Origin of the sequence: Methylobacterium crusticola (genome assembly GCF_003574465.1) — a bacterium.
In the GTDB taxonomy this organism is placed as follows: Bacteria; Pseudomonadota; Alphaproteobacteria; order Rhizobiales; family Beijerinckiaceae; genus Methylobacterium; species Methylobacterium crusticola.
This window is the reverse complement of sequence record NZ_QOWC01000275.1, coordinates 1-8,535: the sequence shown is the minus strand read 5'-3', so window position 1 is coordinate 8,535 and position 8,535 is coordinate 1. Positions and strand designations below refer to the sequence as shown.

Genomic DNA, 8,535 nt, shown 5'->3' with positions numbered 1-8,535 from the left:
CGCCCTCGGGCCGCGCCTTCGCGGGCGCCGGCGCGGGCTCGGCCGGGGCGAGGCCGGCCGCCCCGGCGGCGCCGGCCGCCGGATCGGCGATGCGCTCGGCGTAGCCCGCGAGGGTGGCGAGGCGGCTCTCCAGCTCGACCTGCCGGGTGACGATGTCGGCCATGCGCCCCGCGAGCCCGTCCTGCTCGAGCACCTGGTGGCTCGCGACGCCCACGAGGCGGCGCGTCAGGGCCCGGACCTTGTCCTCGTAGGCCGCCTTCTGCACCGCCTGCTCGGCGAGGAGGCGCTCGGCCTCCTCGGACCGGCTGTGGGCCATCCAGGACGCGACGGCGGCCCAGACCAGGAGCGGCCCGACGAAGAACACGGCGACGCGCCGGCGCGGCTGGCGCCGGCGGGCGCCGAGCCGGTGACCGGGCATCGGGGCCGGACCCATCCGCGTCGTGTGCGTCTGCTTCACCAAAGATCTTCCCCGGTCGAACACCTGAGGTCACGGAACGGGAGGAGCGGCAACGGTCCCGGAGCATCGAGCCTACAGGAAATCACGGCCCGTGTGGACAGCCCCGGATGTCCGGCGCCAGTATGGCGGCCGCGCCGCGGGCGCGCGTGCTCCCGCGCACGGGACGGGCCGCGCCCGCCGGGCCGGTTCCCGGGCGCCGAACCCCTTGTCCCGGGCGAAGAAATCCCGCGCGGCGGCAGGGCCGCCCGCGCCGGGAGCCGGGCCCCGCGCCAAGGGAGGATCCGGGGACGGGCCCGGCCTTGCGCGGATCGGGCCGGGTGATTTGCCTGTGCAGGACCGGCCGCGGTAGCATCGCGCGGGTTCGAGGCGGCGCGGCCGCCCACGGGAGGACGCGGTGGGACAGCCGGCTGCACGCATCACCGACATGCACGTCTGCCCGATGGTGACGGGCGTGGTGCCCCACGTGGGCGGCCCGATCATCCCGCCCTGCTGCCCGACGGTGCTGATCGGCAGCATCCCGGCGGCGCGGGTCGGCGACCTCGCGATCTGCACCGGGCCCATCGACGCCATCGTGCAGGGCTCCACCAGCGTCCTCATCGGCGGCATGCCGGCGGCCCGGATCGGCGACACGACGGTGCACGGCGGCAAGATCGTCACCGGCCTGCCGACCGTCCTGATCGGGGGCTGACCCCGCCCGGAGGGCGCATCGCTCCCGCGGGCGCGCCGTCAGGGCGCGGCCTGGGCCTCTCCGCCCTCGTCCTCCTCGCGGTAGAGCGTGCCCCACTCGGCCTGCCAGAGGCCGTGCGGATCGAGCACCACCATCGGGACCTTGAAGTCGTTCGCGAACTTGATCGCGGCGCGGAACGCCTCCTTGAGGGGCATCTCGGCGCTGCGGAAATCCTTCGGCAGCCGCCCCTGCGTGGCCGTCGCCGGGCAGGACACGATCCCGAAGAACTTGTCGCCGTCGCGCGCGAGCGAGAGGGTCATCGCGTCGGCCGGCACCTCGTCGACCTGCTCGAAGCTGTTCCTGCTGGTCATGGGACACTCCTCCTCGTCCACGTCATGAAAGCCGGAACGCGCCCCCCGGGCGCGGGCCCCCGGCCGATGCCGCGCCCCGGCCGGCTCATCCGGCGAGCGCCTCCGCCTCCGCCTCCGCCTCCGCCGCGGGAGGCGCAGCCCCGCCCGTCCAGGCGTAGGTGAAGCGCCCCTCCCCCATCCCGACCCGCACGCCCAGGATCTCCTCCTTGGCCAGGGCCCGGTTCAGGAACTCGCGCGAGAGCTCCGGCAGCAGCGTGTTGGTGATGATGTTGTCGATCATGCGCCCGCCCGAATCCGGGTCGTTGCACTTCTCCACGATGTGGGCGACCACCGCGTCGTCGTACCCGAAGGCGGCGTCGTGGTTCTCGCGGATGCGCCGGCCGATGCGGTCGAGCTGGAGGCGCGCGATGCCGCCGAGCATCTCGGGGGAGAGCGGGAAGTAGGGGATCGTCACGATCCGCCCGAGCAGCGCGGCCGGAAACACCCGCAGCAGCTGGGGCCGCAGGGCCGCCGCCATGGCGTCCGGGTCGCTCGCGTAGGAGGGGTCCTGCGAGAGCTGCATGATCGTGTCGGTGCCGACGTTCGAGGTCAGGATGATCAGGGTGTTCTTGAAGTCGATGCGCCGGCCGGTGCCGTCCTCCATCACGCCCTTGTCGAAGACCTGGAAGAAGATCTCGTGCACGTCGCCGTGGGCCTTCTCGACCTCGTCGAGCAGGATCACGCTGTAGGGCCGGCGCCGCACGGCCTCGGTCAGGCGCCCGCCCTCGCCGTAGCCGACGTAGCCCGGAGGCGCGCCCTTCAGGGTCGAGACGGTGTGTGCCTCCTGGAACTCGCTCATGTTGATGGTGATCATGTTCTGCTCGCCGCCGTAGAGCGCCTCGGCGAGGGCGAGGGCGGTCTCGGTCTTGCCGACGCCCGAGGGGCCGCAGAGCATGAACACGCCGATCGGCTTGTTCGGGTTCTCGAGGCGGGCGCGGTTCGTCTCGATGCGCCGGGCGATCACCGCGAGCCCGTGCGACTGCCCCACCACCCGGCGGTTGAGGATCTCGGGCAGGCGCAGGACCGTCTCGATCTCGTCGCGCACCATGCGGCCGACCGGGATGCCGGTCCAGTCGGAGACCACGGAGGCGATGGCCTGGGCGTCGACGTGGGCGTAGATCATGCGCGCCTCGGGGTCGCGCGCCTCCAGGGAGGCGGCCCGCTCGGCGAGGGCGGCGCGGGCCGCCTCGGCCTCGCCCGCCGCCCCGTCCCGCCCCACGGACTGGCGCAGGGTCCTGATCTCGTCGACGAGGGCGCGCTCGAGGGTCCACTCCTGGTCGAGCCGCGCGAGCGTCGCGTCGAGGGCGGCGAGCTCGGCGTCGATCTCGGCGATGCGCGCGTCGTCGGCGACGCCGAGGTCGCGGTCGGCCACCAGGGCCTCGCGCTCGGTGGTGCGGGCCAGGATGGCGACGCGGGCGTCCTCGATGGCGGCGGGCGTCGCGTTCTGGCTGATGGCGACGCGGGCGCAGGCGGTGTCGAGGAGGCTCACCGCCTTGTCGGGCAGCTGCCGGGCCGGGATGTAGCGGTGCGAGAGCTCGACGGCCGCCACCACGGCCTCGTCGGCGATGCGCACGCCGTGGTGCTTCTGCATCGGCCCGAGCAGCCCGCGCAGCATGTCGCAGCAGCGCGCCACGTCCGGCTCGCCGACGTGGATCGGCTGGAAGCGCCGGGTGAGGGCCGGGTCCTTCTCGATGTGCTGCCGGTACTCGGACCAGGTGGTGGCCGCGATGGTCTTGAGCGTGCCGCGGGCGAGCGCGGGCTTGAGGAGGTTCGCGGCGTCCCCGGTCCCGGCCTGGCCGCCGGCGCCGATCAGGGTGTGGGCCTCGTCGATGAACAGGATGATGGGCTTGGGCGAGGATTGCACCTCGTCGATGACGGAGCGCAGGCGCTGCTCGAACTCGCCCTTCATGGAGGCGCCGGCCTGCATCAGGCCGATGTCGAGGGCGCACAGGCGCACGCCCTTGAGGGCGGGCGGCACGTCCTCGGCGGCGATGCGCTGGGCCAGGCCCTCGACCACCGCGGTCTTGCCGACGCCGGCCTCGCCGGTGAGGATCGGGTTGTTCTGGCGCCGGCGCATCAGCACGTCGATGAGCTGGCGGATCTCCTCGTCGCGCCCCCGGATCGGGTCCATCTCGCCCGAGGCCGCCCGGGCCGTGAGGTCCTGCGAGAAGCGGTCGAGGGCGGTCTGGCCCCGGGGGCTCGCCGCGTCGGCGCCCGGCGTGCCGGCCGCCACCGCGCCCGACCCGTCCATCGGGCGCTGGTTCTCCTCCTCCGACCTCGCCCAGATGGCGTGGTGCTCGCTCGTCAGCGCCTCGATCGGGATCTTGGCGAATTCCTGCGACAGCGACACAAAGGCCCGGCGCAGCTCCGGCGAGTTCAGGCCGGCGACGAGGACGTGGCCCGAGCGGATCTGCGTCTCGCCGAAGAACAGGGTCGCGTAGTGCCAGCCGCGGTCGAGGAGCTCGACCAGGGTGTTGGAGACGCTCGGCACCTCGGTCACGTTCTTGCGGAAGCCCGTGATGGCGGCGTCGATGTCCATCAGCAGCTTGGCCCGGTCGAGCTTGTAGGCGTCGGCGGTGAGCCCGATGTCGGTGCCGTTGCGCTGGAGCAGGTGGAACAGCCAGTGCGCCGGCTCGATGTTGCGGTTGCCCGCCCCCTTGGCGTGGCGGATGGCCTGGAAGAAGGCCTCGTAGCCGATCCGGTTCAGCTTGCCGGCCACGGTTTCAACGGTGATGTCGGCCATGACGGATCCCTTCAGGGTTCGACGGGCGCGTCCGCGGGCGGGCGCTTGGCGCGGTCGGCGGGGTTCAACCGGGCATCGCAGCGGTACCCGGCCGCGTCCGGGTCCTGCGCCTTCACCATCCAGGTCGTGTAGCCGAGGCGGCCCCCGGCCTCGCGGCTGAGGCGCAGGGGCACCACGGCGCGGCGCGGCAGCGCCAGCTCGACCTCGCAGTCGAGCTCGCAGCCGACGTAGAAGAACAGGAGGTCGGCCAGCGGCGTGCACAGGGGGCCGTCGGGCAGGAAGCGCTCGTAGGCGGCGAGGTCCTGGGCGAAGAGGCGCAGGCGGAACTTGTCCTCGACGCTGAAGACGCTCGACCCCATCAGGCAGTCGACGCCGAGCCGGGCGTGGGCGGCCCCGAGCCGCGTCTGGTCGGCCCGCTCGAAGGGCAGGAAGGTGCCGACGAACTCCTCGACCTCGCAGGGGATGCCGAACAGCCCCTCGACGGCCTGGCGCAGGCGCGAGGCGGACTTGGCCTTGGGCCCGAGCAGCCCCGCGAAGGCGAGGCGGCCGATGTCCGAGACCGTGTCGAGGTCGTGGAAGGTCGCGGTGCCGAGCCCGACGGTGCTGCCCACGTAGGCGACGAAGCGGTCGTCGTCCGGCCGGTCGGCCTGCGCGATCGGCCGCGCATCCGCCCAGGCGCGGTAGAAGAGCTGGATGAAGCGGTGGTTCAGGATGTCGAGGAAGCGCGGGAAGGCCTCGTGGCCGGCGAGATGCCAGCCGTAGGCCTCGTCCGTGACGTGGAGCGGCAGGGCGCCCTGGGGCCCGAGCAGGCCGAGGAAGCGGACGTGGAGGGCGAGCCGCCCGCCCTGGCTGCGCGCCGCCCGCTCGATGTTGAGGGACGGGAACTCGAGGTAGGGATCCTCGCCGAGGCTGACGACGTCCTCGGCCCAGGTCGCGCTGTCGCCGATGCGCGGGCGGTCGGGGAAGCTGCGCTCGATGAGCCGCAGGGTGCCGAGGAGGTCGAAGTCCCAGGGCTTGCGCGCGAGGTCGTCGAAGAGGCTCATGGGGCCTCCCCCCGCCGGGGGCGGCGCCGGGCCGCGGCGCGGGGCGGCCTCACAGCGGCCTCCGCGCGCCGCTGCGCGGCGGCCAGCGCATGATCTCGCCGCGCTCCGTCGTGCGCAGCACCGTCTGGGTGAAGTGGTTGAGGCCCGCGTACTCGGCGAAGAAGCGGTCGAGGATCGCGCCGAGGAGGAAGACGCCGGTCCCCTCGAAGGCCTTCTCCTCGAGGAGCACCGTGATCTCGGTGCCGCGGGCGGTGCCGGTGCCGGTGCGCCGGCGCAGGCGGCGGACCACGGGCCGGCTGTCGATGCTGCGCACCCCGCGGATCCGGCGCTCGATGGCGCCCTGGCTCAGGTCCGCAAACAGCATCAGCACCTCGCGCAGGGCCTCGGCGTTGCGCCCCGCGCCCCGGGCCACGAGGCCGAGGTGGTTGAGGCTCAGCATGTTGACGAGCCGCCAGGCGACGGAGCCCGTGAAGGCCGACTCGGTCCGGCTGCGCAGGGCCGCCACGATGGCCTCCCGCGGCCGGGTCGGCCCGATGAGGCAGGTCACCGGGAGCTGCGCGTCGTCGAGGAAGTGGAAGTCGGCGATGCCCTCCCCGACGGGGAGCTGCTCGGGCAGGTGGCGGTTGGAGCACAGGGCGCGCACGCTGAGCTCCGAGACGCCCCGCTCCTCGTCGATCCGGGTCGGCTCGATCAGCGACAGGAACACGTCGGTGCCGGTGTAGTCCGACATGATGCCGTAGGTGCGCTCGGTGCTGGTGCGGCGCCGGGACAGGCGGCGGATCGTGTAGGCGAGGCTGGGCCGCCCCGGCCCGGTGCCGCGCGAGGCGTAGAGCGGCGGGACCGGCACCTTGTCGGCGCTGCCCGCGTGGTGGGCGTAGACGTCCTGGACCTGGTGCACCTCGTAGTCGAGGGAGCGGCTGCGGTCGGGCACGAGGTGGTACTCGTGCTGGCGGGTGGTCACCGGCACCCGGTCGAGGGACATCCGGAACAGGTTGACGGCCGGGACCGCGTGGAGCGCGAAGGCCTCCGGCCGCACCGCCGCGGCGAGGCGGCCGTTGGCCTCGTTGAAGGTGACGACGACCTCGACGGTCCGGGCCGTGAGCCGGGAGACGTGCTTGGCCAGGCCGGTGATCTCGAAGCCCAGGAACTTGCGGGCGAACAGGAAGTAGTCGCGCAGCAGGTTGAAGCCCTCGAACACCCGCAGGTCCTCGGGGATCAGGGCCTCGTCCTGGCCGAAGCCGAGGGGCTCGAGGCCGTCCTCGGGCAGGCGGATCACGACCGGGTCGCCGAAGGCGTCGAGGTGGCGCAGGAACAGCCCGGTCCGGTTGGCGAAGAGCTGCTCGAGGAGCGCCACCGCGTCGGCCTCGGGGCCGACGAGGTGGACCGGCAGGCTCCGGATCGGGCATCCGGCGATCCAGGCCTCCGGGGTCCTGGCGGCCTCCCGGTCGGACATCTCGTCCTCGGGGCGCTCGGCGGTGCGGTGCGTCAGGGACAGGCGCAGGCCCGCCACGGTCTCGGGGCCGGCCGGGATGCCGAGGGCCTGCAGGGGGCCGGGCGTCGCGTGGTACTCGGCGCGGGTGATCTCGAGCGGCCAGATGGTGACGTCCGCGGTGGTGCGGAACCGGCACGCCACCTGGCGCTGCTGCTCGCGGTAGGCCGAGTCGAGGTAGGCCCCGCGCGGGATGCGGCGGCCCTCCCGCAGGGCGGGATCGCCGAAGACCGGCGAGATCCGCGCGAGCAGCGCCGAGGGCGTCGGCGCGAGGTAGTTCGGGACGAGCTGCTCGAGCAGGTTCGCGGTGAATTCCGGGAACTCGTGCTTGAGCTTGAGCTGCACCCGGGCGGCCAGGAAGGCCGCGCCCTCGAGCAGGCCGACGATCATCGGGTCGGCGCGCTCGTCGAGGAGGCCGCCGAGGCGCTCGGCGATCCCCGGGAACTCCTCGGCGAACTCGCGCGCCTGCTCCCGCAGCACGCCGAGCTCCCGGTTGTAGAGGTCGAGGAATTCCTGGTTCATCGCCGTTGGATGACGATCTTGCCGGTGTCCCTCTCGAGGTCGGCCACGAACCGGACGGGCACGTTCAGGGGCTCGCAGTCGAGCTCGGCGGACACGATGAAGCGGATGCGGAGCTGGTCGGGCGAGACGCGGGTGTCGCGGATGACGCCGACCGAGCCCGGCACGAGGCGCGGCTCGAAGGCGGCGAGCGCCGTCTCGATCTCGTCGCCGATGTCGTTCACCGAGACCTCGTCGATCGAGCGGTGGACCATGTCGGGGAAGCCGTAGTTGAGGACCGAGGTGCGGATGTGGGGATGGGCGCTGATGTCCGTCCCGGCCGCGAAGTTGACGGTGTTCATCAGGACGCCGAGGTCGTGCGTGACGAGGCGCTGGAGGTCGTTCTCCGACATCGAGCCGTGCACGACGGAGCGCCGGCCCGAGACGGCCCGGCCCTCCCGCGCCGCCGAGGAGGTGCCGGGGTCCCGGTCCTCGAAGGCCTGGCGGAAGGCCTCGGTGAACGGGGTGCGGACGCGTGCGCTCATGCGGCCTCGTCTCTCGTGCCGGCCGCGGGGGGTCGCGCCGGCATCCCGATTCTAGAGCAGTCCGGGGGAGGCCGAAACCGGCTCTCCCCGCGGACACGCAGCACAACAAGGACTTATCCCGACGCCCGTCGCGGACGAGCTCCGGTCTCGCCCTCGGATCCTCGCCGGGCCTCCGGCTCGGGACCGGAGATCCGGGAGGGGCCGGCGGCCCGGCGCGTCGGCCGCTCGGGCCGCCGGTGCGATCGAGGGATGCCGGACGCGCGTCCGGCGCGTCCGGCGGGGTCTTCCCGGGCCCGGGCCGGCGCCGGGGAGCGCCGGGGCCGCCGCCAGCGCCGCCGCCGGGCTCAAGGCCCGGGCGGGCGCGCCGTCAGCCGGCGATGTTCTTGTGGATGTGCCACTTGTGCTCGGTCTCGGCGCCCTTCGAGCCGTCCTTGTTCTGGACCGCGTACTTGACGTGGAAGGTCGCGAAGTTGAGCGTCACGTTCTCGGTCAGGCGGTCCTCCGAGCCCGAGCCGCCCATCGAGACGTGCGACACGATGATGTCCTCGAGCTCGACCGTCAGGTACTCCAGGGGCTTCTCGCCGGCCTTGCGGACGATGAGCTTGCCCTTCGTAATGTGCTTGCCGTTGCAGCAATGCTGGAACAGCGTCGGGCTCGACTTGTCGATGTACTTGGTGACCGAG

Annotated in this window: 7 protein-coding genes and 1 pseudogene; 1 reads left to right on the top strand and 7 read right to left on the bottom strand. The window is 73.1% G+C overall.

The annotated features are described in order from the left end of the window. A pseudogene (locus DT057_RS32795) lies at positions 1 to 457 on the bottom strand (hypothetical protein); the annotation flags it as partial. A 394-nt stretch (positions 458 to 851) separates the two neighbouring features. On the opposite strand from DT057_RS32795, the gene DT057_RS32790 reads away from it, so the two are divergent. Then, the gene (locus DT057_RS32790) at positions 852 to 1,145 is read left to right on the top strand and encodes a PAAR domain-containing protein (RefSeq protein WP_238312751.1); all 294 of its coding nucleotides are present in this window, start codon (positions 852 to 854) and stop codon (positions 1,143 to 1,145) included. Positions 1,146 to 1,183: 38 nt separating this feature from the next. On the opposite strand, the gene DT057_RS32785 is transcribed toward DT057_RS32790, so the two are convergent. The 6 genes from DT057_RS32785 to DT057_RS32760 all read right to left on the bottom strand — a co-directional run. Further along, entirely contained in the window at positions 1,184 to 1,495 is a 312-nt protein-coding gene (locus DT057_RS32785; RefSeq protein ID WP_128566215.1) for a hypothetical protein, read from the bottom strand. 85 nt (positions 1,496 to 1,580) lie between these two features. Continuing rightward, on the bottom strand, positions 1,581 to 4,277 hold the full coding sequence (tssH, locus tag DT057_RS32780; protein ID WP_128566214.1) for a type VI secretion system ATPase TssH: 2,697 nt from the start codon (positions 4,275 to 4,277) through the stop codon (positions 1,581 to 1,583). Between the two features lie 11 nt (positions 4,278 to 4,288). Continuing rightward, positions 4,289 to 5,320 (bottom strand): type VI secretion system baseplate subunit TssG, encoded by a 1,032-nt coding sequence (gene tssG / locus DT057_RS32775; protein ID WP_128566213.1) that lies wholly within the window; start codon positions 5,318 to 5,320, stop codon positions 4,289 to 4,291. A gap of 49 nt (positions 5,321 to 5,369) precedes the next feature. Continuing rightward, complete coding sequence (gene tssF / locus DT057_RS32770; RefSeq protein ID WP_128566212.1) at positions 5,370 to 7,331, bottom strand: type VI secretion system baseplate subunit TssF; 1,962 nt, start codon at positions 7,329 to 7,331, stop codon at positions 5,370 to 5,372. Then, entirely contained in the window at positions 7,328 to 7,852 is a 525-nt protein-coding gene (locus DT057_RS32765) for a type VI secretion system baseplate subunit TssE (protein WP_128566211.1), read from the bottom strand. Before DT057_RS32765 ends, tssF begins: the two co-directional genes overlap by 4 nt. A 367-nt stretch (positions 7,853 to 8,219) precedes the next feature. Next, positions 8,220 to 8,535 (bottom strand): Hcp family type VI secretion system effector (locus DT057_RS32760; protein ID WP_162501584.1); only part of this gene is annotated, 316 nt, incomplete at its 5' end.

Bases quoted from the DNA above. Each gene is read 5' to 3' on its own strand.
- DT057_RS32765 (WP_128566211.1), bottom strand. From the start codon at position 7,852: ATGAGCGCACGCGTCCGCACCCCGTTCACCGAGGCCTTCCGCCAGGCC.
- DT057_RS32785 (WP_128566215.1), bottom strand. From the start codon at position 1,495: ATGACCAGCAGGAACAGCTTCGAGCAGGTCGACGAGGTGCCGGCCGAC.
- tssG (WP_128566213.1), bottom strand. From the start codon at position 5,320: ATGAGCCTCTTCGACGACCTCGCGCGCAAGCCCTGGGACTTCGACCTC.
- tssF (WP_128566212.1), bottom strand. From the start codon at position 7,331: ATGAACCAGGAATTCCTCGACCTCTACAACCGGGAGCTCGGCGTGCTG.
- tssH (WP_128566214.1), bottom strand. From the start codon at position 4,277: ATGGCCGACATCACCGTTGAAACCGTGGCCGGCAAGCTGAACCGGATC.